The following is a 15,189-nucleotide window of genomic DNA, read 5'->3' on the forward strand; positions in this document are numbered from 1 at the left end:
TCGGCGCCTTCGGGCGCCGGCCCCCGCTCCCTCGGGCTCAGCCGTGCGGCAGCACCACCGCGCGGCCGTTGATGTCCCCGGCGTGCAGACGCGCGTACGCCTCGGGAGCCTGCTCCAGCGTGAACGTCTCGACGTGCGAGGAGACGAGCCCCTGGCGCGCGAGGTCGAGGACCTCCATGAGCTCGGTCCGGCTGCCCCAGTAGGGGAAGGCGGCCGACACCTCGAACGGCAGCCCGCCGCCGAAGCCGACGGCCAGCGTGCCCCCGCCGAGGCCGACGACGGTGACATCGCCCGCCACAGCCACCGACGCGGCCGCGACCGCCAGGGTCGGCTCGGCGCCGACGAAGTCCAGGACCACCTCCGCCCCCGTACCGCCGGTGAGTTGCCGGATCCGCGCGCTCGCCTCTCCGCCGGAGAGCAGTGTCTCGTGGGCGCCGACCTTGCCCGCCAGCCGGAGCTTGTCCTCGCTCGTGTCGAGGGCGACCACCCGCGCGGGGGTCAGTGCGCGCAGCAGCTGCACGGCGAGATGGCCCAGGCCGCCGACGCCGATCACCACCGCCGTGCTCCCGGGCAGCAGCTTCGGCAGTGACCGGCGGATCGCGTGGTACGGGGTCAGCCCGGCGTCCGTGAGGGGCGCCCCCTGCACGGGGTCGACGCCCTGCAGGGGGACCAGGTGGCGCGGCGAGTCCACCAGCAGGTACTCCGCCAGTGCGCCGGGCCGGCCGAGCCCGGGAGGCACGATGCCGAGCCCCGCCGCGTGCGGACAGCAGTTCTCCCGGCCCTCGGCGCAGGGGTGGCAGCGTCCGCAGCCCCACGGGCCGTACACCGCCACCGCCTCGCCCTCCGTCACCTCGGTGACGCCGGCGCCCACCGCCGTCACCGTGCCCACCCCCTCGTGGCCCAGGGTCATCGGCAGGGCGTAGGGGAACGCCTCCTCGGGCCAGCCCATCACCGCGATGTCGGAGTGGCACAGGCCCGCCGCCGTCACCTTCAACAGCACCTGACCGGGGCCGGGTTCGGGAACGGGCACCTCCACGACCTCAGGAGCGTGTCCCACCCGCAGGTACTGCACGGCTTTCATCATCGGTACTCCCTCTCGGTTGTTCGGGGTCGGGCAGCTTCCCGGCCCGGCGGCGCAGCACGGTGGGCAGGGCGATCCGCCCGCCCGTGAGGACCAGCGCCACGATGAGGACCGAGCCGGTGAACAGGCTCGCGGCCCACTGCGCGCTGGTGGCGAGCCCGAGCCCGGTGATGCCCGTGCCGAGCAGCAGCACCGCGATCACCGTCCCCCAGGCGTTGAAGCGGCCCGCGCGCAGCTGGGTCGCCCCGACGAAGGCCGCCGCGTAGGCCGACAGCAGATACGGGCTGCCCGCGCTCGGCGATCCCGACCCCACCGAGGACGCGAAGACCACTCCGGCGAAACCGGAGAGCAGCGCGGACGTCACCAGGGTCCCGAAGCGCAGCCGGTCGGTGCGCACCCCCTGCAGCCGGGCCGCGTCGGTGTTGAACCCCGTCGCGTACAACCGGCGTCCGGTCGCGGTGTGTTCCAGCACGAACCAGATGGCGAGGGCGGCGAGCAGCAGATACAGAACCGGCAGGGTGATGCCGCCCGCGTCCAGCTGAGCGATGCTCGCGAACGGCTTGGCGAGCAGCTGCACCCCGGTGATCGAGCTGTCGTTGGTGACCATGGTGATCAGGGACTGGATCAGCGCGCCGGTGGCGAGCGTGGCGATGAACGAGTCGACGCGCAGGACCACCACCACGAGGGCGTTGACCACCCCGACCAGCAGGGCCGCGGTCATCGCCAGGGCGATCGAGGTGAAGGGACCGAGGCCCGTGGAGACCAGGAAGTGGGCGGTCAGCACACTGGTCAGGGACATGGTGTAGGCCACCGACAGGTCGAAGACGCGGGCGGCCAGCGGCGGTACGACGCTGAGTGCCACCAGGCCGGCCACCGCGTTGCCGTTGAGCACCTGCTTGACCGTGATGGCCGTAGGGAAGGTGTCCGGCGCCCACACGGAGAAGAGCACGACGATCACCAGCCACACGTACACCGCGCCGATGTTGCGGAACGACAGGGTGGCGCTCACCCGGGTCGGGACGGACGTCATCTCACTCGGTTCCTTCCATGGCGTGCACGAGCGCGGACTCGGTGATGTCCGGCCCGCTGATCTCCCGCGCGATCCGGCCGTCCCGTACCACCAGGACGCGGGTGCACAGCGCGAGGAGGTCCTGGGTGTCGGAGGAGGACACGATGACGCCCATGCCCTCGTCGGCCTGCCGCTCGATCAGGTCGTAGAGCTGCAGGCGGGTGGCGATGTCCACGCCCGCCGTGGGCTCGCACAGGGTCAGCACCGGCGGGCGCTGGGCCAGGCAACGGGCCATGACGACCTTCTGCTGGTTGCCGCCGCTGAGCGTGGTGATCCTGGCCGTGCGGCCGTCCGTCCGTACGTCGACCCGGCTGATCCAGTCCTCCGTCAGGGCGGTCTCACGGCGTCGGCGCAGCCGTCCGGAGCGGGTGCGCAGCCGGTCCAGGAGCGGCAGGGTGAGGTTCTCGCCGACCGAGAAGTCGCCGATCACGCCTTCGCCCGCCCGGTCCGCCGGGACCAGGGGAAGGCCGAGAGCGCGGGCGTCACGTGCCTCGGTCCACCGCGTGGAGCGTTCCGGCAGGCGCAGTCTGCCGCTCACCCGGCCGGTGTGGGCCCCGCACACCGCGTACGGCACGATCTCGTGGCCGGAGCCGACCAGGCCGGTGACGCCCAGGCGCTCGCCCCCGGCCAGGTCGAAGCCGACTCCGCGCAGCGGCCCGGCCCACAGGTCGCGCACCTGCAGCACGGGGCCGCCGGCGGTGGCGGGGGGCGGCGGACGGTGGTCGGTCTCCGTCTCCTCTCCCGCCATCAGTGCGGCCAGGGAACGCGGGGTGAGATCGGCGACCGGGCGGGTGGCGATCCGTCGTCCGCCGCGGATGACGGTGACCCGGTCGGCGAGCGCGAAGATCTCGTCCATGCGGTGCGAGACGTACAGCACGCCGGCTCCAGCGTCGCGGACCTCGCGCACGATGTCGAACAGGCGGGCCACCTCACCGGGTGGCAGCACCGCGGTGGGCTCGTCGAGCACCAGGACACCGCGCCGCCCCTCCCAGCCCTGCAGCGCGGCGGCGATGGCGACCACCGTGCGCTGGACGGGGGTCGCCGTCGACAGGGGCCGGCGTACGTCGATGCCGAGGCCGAAGCGTTCGACCAGGGCGTGCGTGCGCCGCTCCATCTCCGGCCAGCGGATGTTGCCGAAGGCCGTGCGGGCGAAGCCGTGGCTGAGGGCGAGGTTGTCGACGGCGCTCAACTCGCCCACCAGGCCCAGCTCCTGGTGCACGAAGCGCAGTCGGTCGTGGCGGGAGGCTGCCACCTGGCTCAGGTCGAAGGGTTCACCGTCGAGTTCGGCCACCGCGCCCGGCTCCGCGTGGTGGTACCCGGCGAGGATCTTGATCAGGGTGGACTTGCCGGAGCCGTTGGGCCCGATCAGGGCGTGGATCTCGCCGGGCGCCACCTCGAGGTCGACGTCCGTCAGGGCCCGGGTGCCGCCGAATCTCTTCGACAGGGCGGACACCCGCAGCACCGGCCCGCTCAACTCACGCCCCACAGCGCTTTGAACTGGGCCTGGTAGTTCTCGACGATGGGGAAGTCACCGAGGGTCCTGGGCAGGTTGTCCTTGGTGATGAGCATGTTGGGCAGCACCGCCTTCTGGTCCACGTCCATGGACTGGCCGGTGAAGTGGCGGGCCAGCGCGTCGACCTGCAGCCAGGAGGCCTCGTGCGAGTTCAGGGCCATCGCGGCGTCGCTGAGTCCGCTCTGGATGTACTGGTAGTTCTGTCCGTCCCCGACGTTCACGGCGAGGTGCCTGCCGGTGATGCCCGCGGTCTTGAGCGCGGCCGGAACGCCCACGTTGAGCAGGCCCAGTGAGAAGACCACGTGGGTCACCTTCGGGTGGGAGCGCAGATACGACACCACCCGGTCCGGCATGTCCTTGCCGATCGCGGTGATCGGCACGTCCACGGTGTCCAGCCCACACCCCGCGCACCACTGCTCGTACTTGGCGGCGAACGTGTCCTTGACGGGCTTGAGGATGGTGTAGGCAGGGAGGTCGAAGTAGACGGTGTCGGCCTGGGCGTCGCTGTCGGACACCACCCAGGAGGCCAGCATCTCGCCCTGCACCGCGACGTCCTGGGGCCCGTTCTTGAGCAGGGAGACACCGTCGCCCACGACGTCGTCGGCGTTCGACTGGATGACGGGGATGCCCGCCTCCTTGAACCGGGCGAGCTGCTTGGCGTACACGGCGCGCGGGAAGCCGGAGGAGACGACGGCGTCGGGCTTGTCGCGCAGTGCCTGCTCGTAGGCGCTCTGGACGGACTCGGGTGTGCCCTGGGTGGCGATCTGGCGCACATGCCAGCCGAGCTCGTTGGCGCCCGCGGTGAAGAAGTTGGCCAGGTCCTGGCAGGACTGCACGCCGCACAGGATGAAGTCGATGGTCTTCCCGGCGGGTATCTTCCTGCCCACCGGCTGGGTGACCGGGATCCTGTCCGGGTGCTCGGAGTACTTCGCCACGGCCTTGCGGGCCGCGATCAGGCCGGGGGAGTCAGGAGCCGCCGCCTTGGCGGAGTCGGCGGCCGGCGTCGTCCCGCTGCCGCAGCCCGCCAGGGCGAGCAGGGCGGTGACGGGGACGATCGCGGTCAGAGCGCGGCGGGCCGCGCGACGGGGTCTGGAACTCATCGTTGAGTACTCCCGTGGTGTGTCGCCTGTGCTGTCGCGACCCGGGGCGCCCCGCGTCCGCGGTGGTCGGCTCCGGTCAGGCGAATGGATTGCGTGTCGCGCCGGGCGGGAACGCCGCGGCACCGGTCCGGGACGCGGCAGAGACCGTCCCGGGATCGAGAAACTTTTGAGGCACTACAGCCTCAAGTGGGTCGGAGTGTGACACGCCCCGGCGGCCTTGGGGAGAGGGTCGCCGCAAAAAATTGCTGGTTCCCGGCTCCACAGGGCCGCGACCTCGGAGAGTGCGGGGTTACTGACCGGCTCGACTGTTGCTCCTGGCCGCAACTGGTAACTACACTCCATCTAAAGTTTCTGCCTGAGGAGAGATGATGGACGAAACATCGGAGCCGGCCACTGCCCGATGCCCGGGGCCCAGCGTCCAGGACTACCTCGACCAGGACAGCCGCCCCGTGCCCGCCGCCCTGAGGTACGAGCACAACGACCACCTCGGCAGCGAGGACATCGACACCGCCCGCTTCACCTCCCGCGCATGGGCCGAACGCGAGATGCGGCAGGTCTGGCGGCGCGTCTGGCAGTTCGCCTGCCTGGAGAGCGAGATCCCCGAGGTCGGCGACCACGAGATCTACGAGATCGGCGACGACTCCCTCATCGTCGTGCGCACCGCCCCCGACGAGATCCGCGCCTTCGTCAACGTCTGCCTGCACCGCGGCCGCAAACTGCGCACCGGCGGCGGCAACGTCAGCGAGTTCCGCTGCTCCTTCCACGGCTTCGCCTGGAACCTCGACGGCACCATGCAGAGCCCGCCCTGCGCCTGGGACTTCCCGCACGTCACCCCGGAGAAGTTCGCCCTGCCCGAGGTCCAGGTGGCCACCTGGCGCGGCTTCGTCTTCATCAACATGGACCCGTACGCCGAATCCTTCGACAGCTACCGCGGCACCTTCGACGACTACTACATCTGGCCGCTGGAGAACCGCTACAAGTCGCTCCACATCGCCAAGGTGCTGCCCTGCAACTGGAAGGTCGCCCAGGACGCGTTCATCGAGTCGTTCCACGTGATCGCCACCCACCCGCAGATGCTGCCGTGGCTCGCCGACGCCAACTCGCAGTACGACGTCATGGCGGACCAGCCGAACTGGAACCGGATGATCAACATCCAGGGTGCTCCCAGCCCGCACGTGGCCGAGTCCGTGACGGAGGAGGACGTCCTGGAGACCTTCTACGACTCGCGCGCCTTCTACGCCGCCGCGCAAGGGCGGGACCTGGTGATGCAGGAGGGCGACGAACTGCCGGCGATCCCGCCCGGCGGCACCGCCCGCCAGGTCCTCGCCGAACGCATGCGCGCCCAGCTGGCGGCCACCTCGCAGCAGGACTTCTCGCAGACCGCCGACACCGAACTGCTGGACGCCATCAACTACTTGTTGTTCCCCAACTTCAACCCCTGGGGCGGGGCCAAGTCCAACATCATCTACCGGTTCCGGCCCAACGGCCTCGACCCCGACTCGTGCACCGCCGAGATCATCTTCATGTCGTCCCCGAAGCAGCCCGGCGAGGTGCCCGCCCCCGCGAAGATCCGCTGGGTGCCAGAGGACATGCTCTTCGCCGACATCCCCGAACTGGGCGTGCTCGGACCGGTCTTCGACCAGGACTGCGAGAACCTCCCCTACGTCCAGCAGGGCCTGAAGGCGATGCGGAAACCGGGCATCACCCTGGCCAACTACCAGGAGAGCCGCATCCGCCACTTCAACCGGACGCTCGACCAGTGGATGGACAAGTGAGCCACCGGGTGGCGGTCAGACCCTCCGGTCTCGTGCTCGAAGTCCTCGACGGCGAGGACCTGTTCACCGCCGCCCAGCGCCTCGGCTACCGCTGGCCCACCGTCTGCGGAGGCAAGGGAACCTGCCGTACCTGCTTCGTCCAGGTCGACGAGGGCGCCGAGAACTGTTCCCCCGTGGGCCCGCTGGAACGCGAGGGCATCGAAGCCCTGCGCAGGCCGGTGGACGGCCTGACCCGGCTCGCCTGCCGGCTCCTGGTCGAGGGCCCGGTGACCGTGACCAAGCGCGGCGTGCGCCGCCGAGTGCAGGAGTGAGGCCCCCATGTCCAAGCAAGTGATCCACCCCCTGACCGGGCACGTGTACCGGCTCACCGAGGACGGCCTGGTCGAGGTGACCGACCCCGCGACCGGGACCCAGGGCCTCTTCGACTTCCAGGCCCGGTGGCAGTCGGGCGAACTGCGCCACGCCGACCTGCAGATGGCCGGTTGGGTCGGCCGCCTCGCCCGGCGCCGTACGCCCCCGCAGCCGGAGCGGTGAACACCGTGACGCCCCGCACCACCCGGGCGGTCTGTCTGGTGCGCCGCCCCGACGGAGCACCGCTCCCCACCGACTTCGCCGTCGAGGACCGCCCGCTGCCGCCCCTGGGGGAAGGCCAACTGCTCGTTCGCAACCTCTACATGAGCGTCGACCCGTCGATGCGCGGACGCCTGGAGAGCACCGAGAAGCACTACACGCACAACTTCACCCCGGGTTCGCCGCTCGACGGCCGCGCCCTCGGCGTGGTGGAGGACAGCCGCTGCGCCTCGGTGCCGCCGGGCACCTACGTACGCCATCAACTCGGCTGGCGGGAGCGGGCCGTGCTGGACGCGGCGGACACCGACGGCGCCGGGCGCATCGACCCCCGGCTCGCCCCGCTGCCCACCTGGCTGGGACTGCTCGGCCAGACCGGGTTCACCGCCTACGTGGGCCTGACCCGCATCGCGGCGCTGCGTCCGGGCGACACCGTCTTCGTCTCGGCGGCGGCCGGAGCCGTCGGCACCGCCGCCGGCCAGTTCGCGCGCCTGCTGGGCGCGGACCGCGTCGTCGGGACCGCCGGAGGCCCCGACAAGTGCGCCCTGCTGGTGAAGGAGTTCGGCTACGACGCCGCCGCGGACTACCGCGCCGGCCCGGTCCGTGACGAACTGGCCCGGATCGCGCCCGACGGCATCGACGTCTACTTCGACAACGTCGGCGGCGAGCAACTCGCCGCCGCCCTGCACGCGCTGCGCACCGGCGGCCGGGTCGCCCTGTGCGGCATGATGTCGCAGTTCGGCGGCGACCGGCGGACCGTGGACATCAACCATCTGATCCAAGCAGTCCTCAAGCGCCTGACCCTGTGCGGCTTCATCGTCCGCGACCACGACGACCTGCGCCCCGAGTTCGAGCAACGGGTCGCGGGGTGGCTCGCAGAGGGCCGCATCACCGCCCGCGAGACGATCGTGGACGGCCTGGACAACGCCGCCGGGGCGCTGTTGTCGCTGCTCGACGGCGGCAATGTCGGCAAGATGCTGGTGCGGCTGGACCACTGACGCACTCGAAAGCGGCGCCCCCGCCGGGGGCGCCGCTTTTCCGGTGTGTCTCAGCGCATGGGGCGGGAAGCGGCGACCGTGTGTGCCGTCAGCGAGACCCCCACCCGGGTCAGACCCGCCACCGCCGCCCGGAAGTCCTTGATGTGCGGGGTGGCGAAGTGCTCGTCGAGGGCCTGTTGCGAGGTCCAGTGCTCGTACACCCGGATGCGCCGCTCGTCGTCGGGATCGGCGGTCATCGCGTAGTCCAGGCAGCCGGGCTCGGCCGCACGGGTCCGCCGGCCCAGCTCGACCAGAGCCGCCAGCATCGGGGCGCGGTCGCCGGGCTCGTAGTCCATCCAGCCGGCGACGATGATTGCCTCAGCCATGCCAGTCACACGCTTCCTTTCGCGGTCATGACCGCGGGCCCGTCACCGATGGGGAGTCGGCGACGGGCCCGCGGCGTACTCAACTGCCGAGCGGTGCCGGGACGCTGTCCACGGTGACCGTGCCCCGCTCGCCGTCGACCGTGATCACCATGCCGTCCCGCAGCCGTCGCGTACCGCCCTCGACGGAGATCACCGCCGGGATGCCCAGCTCGCGGCAGACCACCACGGCGTGGCTGTTGAGCGCGCCCACGTCCACGACGGCCGCCCCGGCGACCAGGAACAACGGGGTCCAGGCGGCGTCGGTGATCGGCGCGACCAGCACCTCGCCCGGCTCCAGCGCCTCGCAGGAGGCCGGGTCGGTGACCACCCGCACGGTGCCGGTGTACGTGCCGTGGCTGCCGCCCACCCCGCCGAGCACATCGCCCTCGACGGCCGCCGGGGTGCGCTCCTCGGCGCGTCGCGGCCAGCCGTCGATCTCGGTCTGCGCGTCGGTGGCCACGAAGAACGGCGGCTCCAGTTCGTGCAGGCCCGCGTACTCCTCGAGCCGCTGTGCGATCACCGGACCGAAGGACTCCGGGGCGGCGACATAGTCGTCGAGCTCGGTGTCCAGCAGCATCATCACGTCCTCGGGCCGGGCGAACAGTCCCGCCCCGACACCGCGACGGCCCAGTTCCCGTATCGCCATGCGGATCTCGTTGACGACGGTGACGCAGTTCGCCTTGGTGCGCTCGCGGGCCGGGATCCACACCTGGGAGGCGTGCAGGCCCGCGTCGAACAGGGGCTGGGTCTCCTCGGGCAGCAGGGCCCGGATCTCCCGCGCTGTCCGCTCGCGCCCCTCGGTCAGGCGCTTGCGGCGGGCGGCGGGGGAGTCGTCGTCGGGGCTGTGCCGGATCCGGTCGACCAGGGCCAGCGCCTGGACGGGCGCCGCCTCCCAGGACAGTGCGTGGATGTCCCACTCGTTGGGGCCGCGGTCCCCGGACTCGGCGAGGAACTCCTCGAAGGAGTCCCGGAACGCCTTCACATCGCCGGTCGCGGCGTCGAGCGCCTGCTCCACCGCGGCCGGACCCCGGTCGAAGAGCGCGCTCAGCTCGGCCGAGGCCGCCACCTGCCGGGACAGCGTCCACAGCCCGGCCGACGGGGAGGCGGAGTCGACGTCGCCCAGACCGCCGATCAGGTCGAGCATGGCGCCGGGCCGGTCCACGCCCGCGCACAGGGGGCCCAGGATCGCCGGTCCGACGGACGCGGGCAGGGAGGACTCGACGTGCCGCTGGAAGGTCGTCTCGACCTCGCCCAGCAACGACCGTGCGTGCGCCACCAGTTCGGCGTCGGACAGGGCGCTCAGGTCGGGGCGCGAGCGACGCAGGGCGCGCAGCCGGTCGCGGTCGGCGTCGGCCTCCGGGAAGCCGGCCTGGCCGAGCATCCGCTGGAGTGTCGCGCCCGCCTTGGCGGTCAGCTCCTCGTCCTGGTCGTCCGGGTGTGCCACGTACACCGGTGTGTCGGAGCGCTGACCGACGAAGGCCGTGTCGATCTGGTCCGCGGTCTGGCCCATGCGGATGCCGAACAGCCGCATGTGGGACAGGTTGAGATAGAAGTGGCCGCCGAACATCCCGACGAACGGAGGCCGGGGTCCGGCCACTTCCTCCTCGCGGTAGATGCCGAACCCGACGAAGCCGTTGCGCCACCCCTGCAGGCCCCGCCCCCAGACCAGGGTCCAGCCCAGCGGGCTGGCCGGTTCCGGCAGGGTCTCGCCCGCGTTGGCCCGGGTGTAGTGCGGCAGCCGTTCACTGCGCTGCCAGTCCGTGATCCAGCTCTTCATGACCGAGATCTCCCGCTGTCCGTACCCGCGTCTGCCCGTGCCGTGCCTACCACTGTGCTGTTCCGCCGTCGACGCTGATCAGCGTGCCGGTGATACCCGCCCCGGCGTCGCTCGCGAGCAGGGAGGCGACCGCCGCGATCTGCTCCACGGTGGTGATCTTCTTGGTGGCGGCATGCTCGGCGAACCGGCCCAGCCACTCCTCGTACGAGATGCCCTCGGCCTCCGCCGCGGCGGGGCCCGCGGCCCGCATGAGGTCGGTGTCGACGGCGCCGGGGCAGATGGCGTTGCAGGTGATGCCCTGGGTGCCGTACTCGAAGGCGGTCGCCTTGGTCAGTCCGTGGATGGCGTGCTTGTTGGTGATGTAGTGGCTGATCGCGGGCTTGTTGGCCTGCTTGCCCTCCACCGAGGAGATGTTGATGATGCGGCCCCAGCCGCCGTCCAGCATCTTCGGCAGCGCCCGGCGGGTGCCGTAGAAGTAGTTGTTGACGTTCAGGTCGAGGGCGTTGTGCCATGCCTCGTCGCTGAGCTGGTGGATCGGGGCGAAGCCGGAGCTGCCGCCGGCGTTGTTGACCCAGATGTCGAGGCGGCCGAAGCGCTCGCCGGCGAAGTCGGCGAGGGCCTCGATGTCCTCCTGTCGGCCCGCGTCGCAGGGGTGGAAGACGGCCCGGTCCCCGGCGCCCATCTCCTCCAGGGCCTGCTTGCCCTTGATCTCGCTGCGGCCGCTGACGACGACCGTGGCGCCGTCGGCCAGGAAGGCCTCGGCGATGGCGCGGCCGATGCTGCGCGTGCTGCCCGTGATCACCGCGACACGTCCGTCGAGGCTGCCCGTAGCCACCATGGTGTTCTCCCGCGAGTGTGGTTGGTAGTTCACCTGGCGGCTCTCGCGCCGGTGGCGCCCTGCTGCAGGTGTTCGTGGATGGTGCGGTGGAAGTGCTGGAGTCCGGGCTCGTTGCGTCCGAAGACGAAGTCGGTGCCGTCCAGGGCCTCGAGGCCCTTCTGAACTCCGTAGGTGGTCGCGTAGTCCTCGTCGCGGACCACCTCGTGGAACCACTCGCCGAACCGGTCGGCGGCCTGGCGTTCCTCGTCGGTGACGGCCGGTTCGCGCAGCAGGATGATCTGCTGGGTCACCGACTCGGTCGCCGTGCGGGGCAGTACCAGGGAGACCGCGATCTTCTGGCGCCAGCCGCCGGCGATCGCGAGGCCCGGGAAGAGCCAGTAGATGGGCCCGACGCAGTCCCCGGGATCGCGCTGCTCGGGCGGTAGTTCGACCGCCCGCGCGATGGGGCGCAGGGCCGGTGCGATGCGCTGGTGAGGGCCCCAGGTGTCGTGGGCCATCATGTTCGACAGGTTCGTCTCGAACACCGTCTTCGGGTGCAGTGAGGCGAAGTGGTAGGTCTCCAGGTACCCGTCGAGGGTGACCTTCCAGTTGGGGCTGGTCAGCTCGCTGGTGGAGTAGTGGTGGCACTCCGCGAGGCGCAGTCCCTCCAGGAGGGGCTGCAGGTCCCCGAGCCAGGCGTCCAGGTCGGGTTCGGCCGCCGGGTCGAGGGACACGAAGACGATTCCGGCGCGCTCCCCGACCGGGAGCCGGACGAGGCCGCGGCCCTCGCGCGGGACCTCGCCGAAGGTCTTCTCGGCGTACACGCCCCGCAACTCGCCGGCCAGGTCGTACGACCAGGAGTGGTAGGGGCAGGTGAGCCGCTTCGACACCCCGCAGCCGGTTTCGAGGAGTCTGGCTCCCCGGTGCCGGCACGCGTTGATCATCGCGTGCACGGCGCCCTGCCGGTCACGGGTGATCAGCACGGGGATGCCGAGCACGTCGATCGCCTTGTACGTGTTCGGGCCGGGAAGCTCGCTGGACATGGCGAGCGGCAGCGGGACGCTGCGGTGGACCGCGTCCGTCTCGCGCCGCCAGCGGTGGGCGTCGAGGTAGTGGGCGACGGGTTCGGTCCACTGTCCCTCGGCCTCGTGCGTGGTGTTGTCGCGGTAGTGCGCCATCACCCGCTCGACGAGTTCGGCCGCCTCCCGCCGCATCGTCTCGGACGCCGGGTCGGTGGACCGGTCCTGGCTGATCCATGACGCGTATTCGGGGGTCGAGGGAGCCGGCGGGGCCGAGGCCGGTGACCCGCGCCCGCTGGCTGTTTCCCGGATCTCCGGCGAACTGGTCTGGACCACGATGTCCTCACAATCCTCCCAGCCGCGAGCCGGTGACCGGCTTCGTAACGCGACGGCTGGGTTGTGTCCGAAACTGCAACAGGACTTAGTGTGCTCTGTCAATAGAAAGTGTCGAAGTTGCCGCTCGGCGTCCCGTGGGGGTGGGTGCGATGGTCATGACCCTGCCGTTCGAGGTGGGTGTGGTGGTGCGCGACCTGGCGCTGATGGAGCGCTTCTACTGCGACGCGATCGGCTGCCTTCTCGAGCGTCGCTCGCGTGTGCCGGAGTCCGTGGGCGGCCCCGCAGGGCTCGGCGGCGAGCTGGTGGTCGTCTGGCTGCGGGTGCCCTCCGGAGGGTGCGTGAAGTTGATCCTTCCCCGGTCGGCCCCGGTGTCGGCGCCTGCGGCGCCCTGGTCGGCCGGGCGTCCGGGGCTGTCGTATCTCACCTTCCACCTCGACGACATGGACCCGGTGGTGGCGGTGCTGCCGACCGCCGGTGCCCGGCCCCTGTCGGACCCTGTCGTGGTCCATGCGCGCGGTCGCCGGATCAGCTTCTGGGCCGATCCGGAGGGCAATGTCGTCGAGTTGGTGGACGGGCGGGGCGGCCGGTCGGGTCCCGGGCATAGTAATTAGAGACCCTCTTCAGTAAGGTGCCCCCAGCTGGTTACTGTAGACCGGCACAAGTAAGTCCGATTGCTTGGCAACCTCCCTCGGACGAAGGGGCGGACGATGGCTCAACGAGCGTCGACGGCATCGAAGAAATCCACGCAGGTCAGCACACAGGTCATCAGGGACCTGCACGAACGCATGGTGCGCATCCGGCTGTTCGAGACCGAGGCGGGAAAGCTCATGGAGGCGGGCAAGCTGCCCGGCTTCCTCCACCTGTATGTCGGCCAGGAAGCCGTCGCCGCCGGAGTGATGGCGGCCCTGCGCGACGACGACCAGATCACCTCCACCCACCGCGGCCACGGACACGCCGTGGCCAAGGGCGTCGGCTTCCGCGAGATGTACGCCGAGCTGTACGGCAGGGTCACCGGCGCGTGCCTCGGCCGCGGCGGCAGCATGCACATCAACGACCTCAGCCGCGGCATGCTGGGCGCCAACGGCATCGTCGGGGCCGGCGTCCCGATCGCCGTGGGCGCCGCCTTCGCCGCCCGGTACAAGGGCGAGGACAGCGTCGCCGTCACCTTCTTCGGCGACGGCGCCACCAACATCGGCGCCTTCCACGAGGGCGCCAACATGGCCGCGATCCTGGGCCTGCCGGTGGTCTTCGTCTGCGAGAACAACGGCTACGCGGAGTTCACCCCGCAGTCCGGGCACATGCTGCTCACCGACGTCGCCGACCGGGCCGCCGCCTACGGCATGCCCAGCGTGATCGTCGACGGCATGGACGCGGTCGCCGTCCACCGCGCGGCCGCCGAGGCCGTCGCACGCGCCCGGGCGGGCGCGGGTCCGATGATGATCGAGGCCAAGACCTACCGCTTCTTCGACCACCAGGGCGTCAAGGGCCTGCGCCACCCCTACCGCTCGGACGAGGAGGTCGCCGAGTGGAAGTCCCGCGACCCCATCGACCTGCTGGAGGCCCGGGCCCTCGCCGACGGCACCGCGACCCGCGCCGACCTGGACGACGTATGGCAGCGCACCCGCGAGGAGATCGCCGACGCCATCGCGTACGCCGAGGCGAGCCCGCTGCCGGACCCCGCCGACCTGCTGATGAACGTCTACTCAGGATGACCGCCATGACCACCACGACCGAAGCGCCGGCCCTCGCCACCCGCAAACTCACCTACGTCAAGGCCTTCAACGAAGGACTCGCGCAGGCCATGCGCGAGGACGAGAACGTCTTCGTCGCCGGCGAGGACGTGGCCGGGTACGGCGGCGTCTTCCGCATGTTCGACAACCTGCTCGACGAGTTCGGGCCCCGCCGCATGATCGACACCCCGATCTCCGAGGCCGCCCTGGTCGGCCTCGGCGTGGGAGCCGCCGCCCAGGGCCTGCGCCCCGTCGTCGACCTGATGTTCATGGACTTCATCGGCGTCTGCCTCGACCAGATCGTCAACCAGGCGGCGAAGATGAAGTACATGTTCGGCGGCGCCCTGTCGGTGCCGCTCACCATCACCACCGCCTCCGGAGCGGGCCTCGGCGCCGCCGCCCAGCACAGCCAGAGCCTGGAGGCATGGCTCGCCCATGTGCCCGGCCTCAAGGTGGTGATGCCGTGCGACGCGTACACCGCCAAGGGCCTGACCGTCTCGGCCATCCGGGACGACAACCCGGTCGTCGTCATGCTCAACAAGGTCCTGCTCGGCAGCACCGGAGAGGTGCCCGAGGAGATCTACGGCATCCCGCTGGGCCAGGCGCACACTGCGCGCCAGGGATCCGACGTCACCGTGATCGCGCTCGGCCGCATGGTGGGCGAGGCCCTCGCGGCGGCCGACGAACTCGCCGCCGAGGGCGTGGAGATCGAGGTGATCGACCCGCGCACCGTGCAGCCCCTGGACACGGAGACGATGTTCGCCTCCGTCCGCCGCACCAACCGCGTGCTCGTGGTGCACGAGGCCGTCACCTTCGGCGGGCTCGGGGCGGAGATCGCCGCCCAGATCCAGGACGTGGTATTCGACTACCTGGACGCGCCCGTCCTGCGCATCGGCGCCCCCTTCTCACCCGTGCCCTTCTCACCGGTCCTGGAGAAGGCGTACGTGCCCGATCGCGCCCGCATCGCCCAGGGGTGCCGGCGTCTGCTCGAAAGGTCGTGACC

15 protein-coding genes are annotated in these 15,189 nt (G+C 71.0%); 7 read left to right on the plus strand and 8 right to left on the minus strand.

Going from position 1 to position 15,189, the window contains the following annotated elements; genetic code table 11:
• Positions 1 to 37 precede the first annotated feature (37 nt).
• From IOD14_RS18515 to IOD14_RS18530, 4 genes are read right to left on the minus strand one after another with little or no spacing between them, the layout of a single operon-like run.
• Positions 38 to 1,081: an NAD(P)-dependent alcohol dehydrogenase gene (locus tag IOD14_RS18515; RefSeq protein WP_212673305.1), complete on the minus strand. Its 1,044-nt coding sequence runs from the start codon at positions 1,079 to 1,081 to the stop codon at positions 38 to 40.
• A complete protein-coding gene (locus tag IOD14_RS18520; RefSeq protein ID WP_123993374.1) occupies positions 1,041 to 2,111 on the minus strand; it encodes an ABC transporter permease in 1,071 nt (356 codons plus the stop codon). The genes IOD14_RS18515 and IOD14_RS18520 overlap by 41 nt, the downstream gene beginning before the upstream one ends.
• 1 nt (position 2,112) lies before the next feature.
• The gene (locus IOD14_RS18525; protein ID WP_212670813.1) at positions 2,113 to 3,624 is read right to left on the minus strand and encodes a sugar ABC transporter ATP-binding protein; all 1,512 of its coding nucleotides are present in this window, start codon (positions 3,622 to 3,624) and stop codon (positions 2,113 to 2,115) included.
• Positions 3,621 to 4,763, minus strand: a complete 1,143-nt coding sequence (locus IOD14_RS18530) for a substrate-binding domain-containing protein (RefSeq protein WP_123993372.1) — start codon at positions 4,761 to 4,763, stop codon at positions 3,621 to 3,623. The genes IOD14_RS18525 and IOD14_RS18530 overlap by 4 nt, the downstream gene beginning before the upstream one ends.
• Before the next feature lie 365 nt (positions 4,764 to 5,128).
• Between IOD14_RS18530 and IOD14_RS18535 the strand changes: the two genes are divergently transcribed.
• Genes IOD14_RS18535 through IOD14_RS18550 form a run of 4 tightly spaced genes read left to right on the plus strand, consistent with a single transcriptional unit; the run spans position 5,129 to position 8,103 of the window.
• Entirely contained in the window at positions 5,129 to 6,538 is a 1,410-nt protein-coding gene (locus IOD14_RS18535; protein ID WP_212670814.1) for an aromatic ring-hydroxylating dioxygenase subunit alpha, read from the plus strand.
• 8 nt (positions 6,539 to 6,546) lie between these two features.
• The gene (locus IOD14_RS18540) at positions 6,547 to 6,849 is read left to right on the plus strand and encodes a 2Fe-2S iron-sulfur cluster-binding protein (protein WP_249125951.1); all 303 of its coding nucleotides are present in this window, start codon (positions 6,547 to 6,549) and stop codon (positions 6,847 to 6,849) included.
• Between the two features lie 7 nt (positions 6,850 to 6,856).
• Positions 6,857 to 7,072, plus strand: a complete 216-nt coding sequence (locus tag IOD14_RS18545; RefSeq protein WP_123993370.1) for a transposase — start codon at positions 6,857 to 6,859, stop codon at positions 7,070 to 7,072.
• A complete protein-coding gene (locus IOD14_RS18550; protein ID WP_123993369.1) occupies positions 7,069 to 8,103 on the plus strand; it encodes an NADP-dependent oxidoreductase in 1,035 nt (344 codons plus the stop codon). Before IOD14_RS18545 ends, IOD14_RS18550 begins: the two co-directional genes overlap by 4 nt.
• Before the next feature lie 50 nt (positions 8,104 to 8,153).
• Here the strand turns inward: IOD14_RS18550 and IOD14_RS18555 are convergent, their stop codons facing one another.
• From IOD14_RS18555 to IOD14_RS18570, 4 genes are all read right to left on the minus strand, one after another.
• Complete coding sequence (locus tag IOD14_RS18555) at positions 8,154 to 8,468, minus strand: putative quinol monooxygenase (protein WP_123993368.1); 315 nt, start codon at positions 8,466 to 8,468, stop codon at positions 8,154 to 8,156.
• A 79-nt stretch (positions 8,469 to 8,547) separates the two neighbouring features.
• Positions 8,548 to 10,284 carry a PEP-utilizing enzyme gene (locus IOD14_RS18560; RefSeq protein WP_123993367.1) on the minus strand — a complete coding sequence of 579 codons (1,737 nt, stop codon included), beginning with the start codon at positions 10,282 to 10,284 and terminating at the stop codon, positions 8,548 to 8,550.
• Positions 10,285 to 10,330: 46 nt separating this feature from the next.
• The gene (locus IOD14_RS18565; protein WP_123993366.1) at positions 10,331 to 11,122 is read right to left on the minus strand and encodes an SDR family NAD(P)-dependent oxidoreductase; all 792 of its coding nucleotides are present in this window, start codon (positions 11,120 to 11,122) and stop codon (positions 10,331 to 10,333) included.
• Positions 11,123 to 11,151: 29 nt separating this feature from the next.
• On the minus strand, positions 11,152 to 12,456 hold the full coding sequence (locus IOD14_RS18570; protein ID WP_123993365.1) for an aromatic ring-hydroxylating dioxygenase subunit alpha: 1,305 nt from the start codon (positions 12,454 to 12,456) through the stop codon (positions 11,152 to 11,154).
• A gap of 155 nt (positions 12,457 to 12,611) precedes the next feature.
• On the opposite strand from IOD14_RS18570, the gene IOD14_RS18575 reads away from it, so the two are divergent.
• From IOD14_RS18575 to IOD14_RS18585, 3 genes are all read left to right on the plus strand, one after another.
• Complete coding sequence (locus IOD14_RS18575) at positions 12,612 to 13,067, plus strand: VOC family protein (RefSeq protein WP_249125952.1); 456 nt, start codon at positions 12,612 to 12,614, stop codon at positions 13,065 to 13,067.
• 96 nt (positions 13,068 to 13,163) lie between these two features.
• Complete coding sequence (locus IOD14_RS18580; RefSeq protein WP_249125953.1) at positions 13,164 to 14,168, plus strand: thiamine pyrophosphate-dependent dehydrogenase E1 component subunit alpha; 1,005 nt, start codon at positions 13,164 to 13,166, stop codon at positions 14,166 to 14,168.
• Between the two features lie 5 nt (positions 14,169 to 14,173).
• Positions 14,174 to 15,187: an alpha-ketoacid dehydrogenase subunit beta gene (locus tag IOD14_RS18585; protein WP_123993363.1), complete on the plus strand. Its 1,014-nt coding sequence runs from the start codon at positions 14,174 to 14,176 to the stop codon at positions 15,185 to 15,187.
• Positions 15,188 to 15,189 lie beyond the last annotated feature (2 nt).

The organism is Streptomyces sp. A2-16 (genome assembly GCF_018128905.1).
Classification (GTDB): Bacteria; Actinomycetota; Actinomycetes; order Streptomycetales; family Streptomycetaceae; genus Streptomyces.

Coding starts and splice junctions, on each gene's coding strand:
- IOD14_RS18515 (WP_212673305.1), bottom strand. CDS start 1,081: ATGAAAGCCGTGCAGTACCTGCGGGTGGGACACGCTCCTGAGGTCGTG.
- IOD14_RS18520 (WP_123993374.1), bottom strand. CDS start 2,111: ATGACGTCCGTCCCGACCCGGGTGAGCGCCACCCTGTCGTTCCGCAAC.
- IOD14_RS18530 (WP_123993372.1), bottom strand. CDS start 4,763: ATGAGTTCCAGACCCCGTCGCGCGGCCCGCCGCGCTCTGACCGCGATC.
- IOD14_RS18535 (WP_212670814.1), top strand. CDS start 5,129: ATGATGGACGAAACATCGGAGCCGGCCACTGCCCGATGCCCGGGGCCC.
- IOD14_RS18545 (WP_123993370.1), top strand. CDS start 6,857: ATGTCCAAGCAAGTGATCCACCCCCTGACCGGGCACGTGTACCGGCTC.
- IOD14_RS18555 (WP_123993368.1), bottom strand. CDS start 8,468: ATGGCTGAGGCAATCATCGTCGCCGGCTGGATGGACTACGAGCCCGGC.
- IOD14_RS18560 (WP_123993367.1), bottom strand. CDS start 10,284: ATGAAGAGCTGGATCACGGACTGGCAGCGCAGTGAACGGCTGCCGCAC.
- IOD14_RS18565 (WP_123993366.1), bottom strand. CDS start 11,122: ATGGTGGCTACGGGCAGCCTCGACGGACGTGTCGCGGTGATCACGGGC.
- IOD14_RS18575 (WP_249125952.1), top strand. CDS start 12,612: ATGACCCTGCCGTTCGAGGTGGGTGTGGTGGTGCGCGACCTGGCGCTG.
- IOD14_RS18580 (WP_249125953.1), top strand. CDS start 13,164: ATGGCTCAACGAGCGTCGACGGCATCGAAGAAATCCACGCAGGTCAGC.
- IOD14_RS18585 (WP_123993363.1), top strand. CDS start 14,174: ATGACCACCACGACCGAAGCGCCGGCCCTCGCCACCCGCAAACTCACC.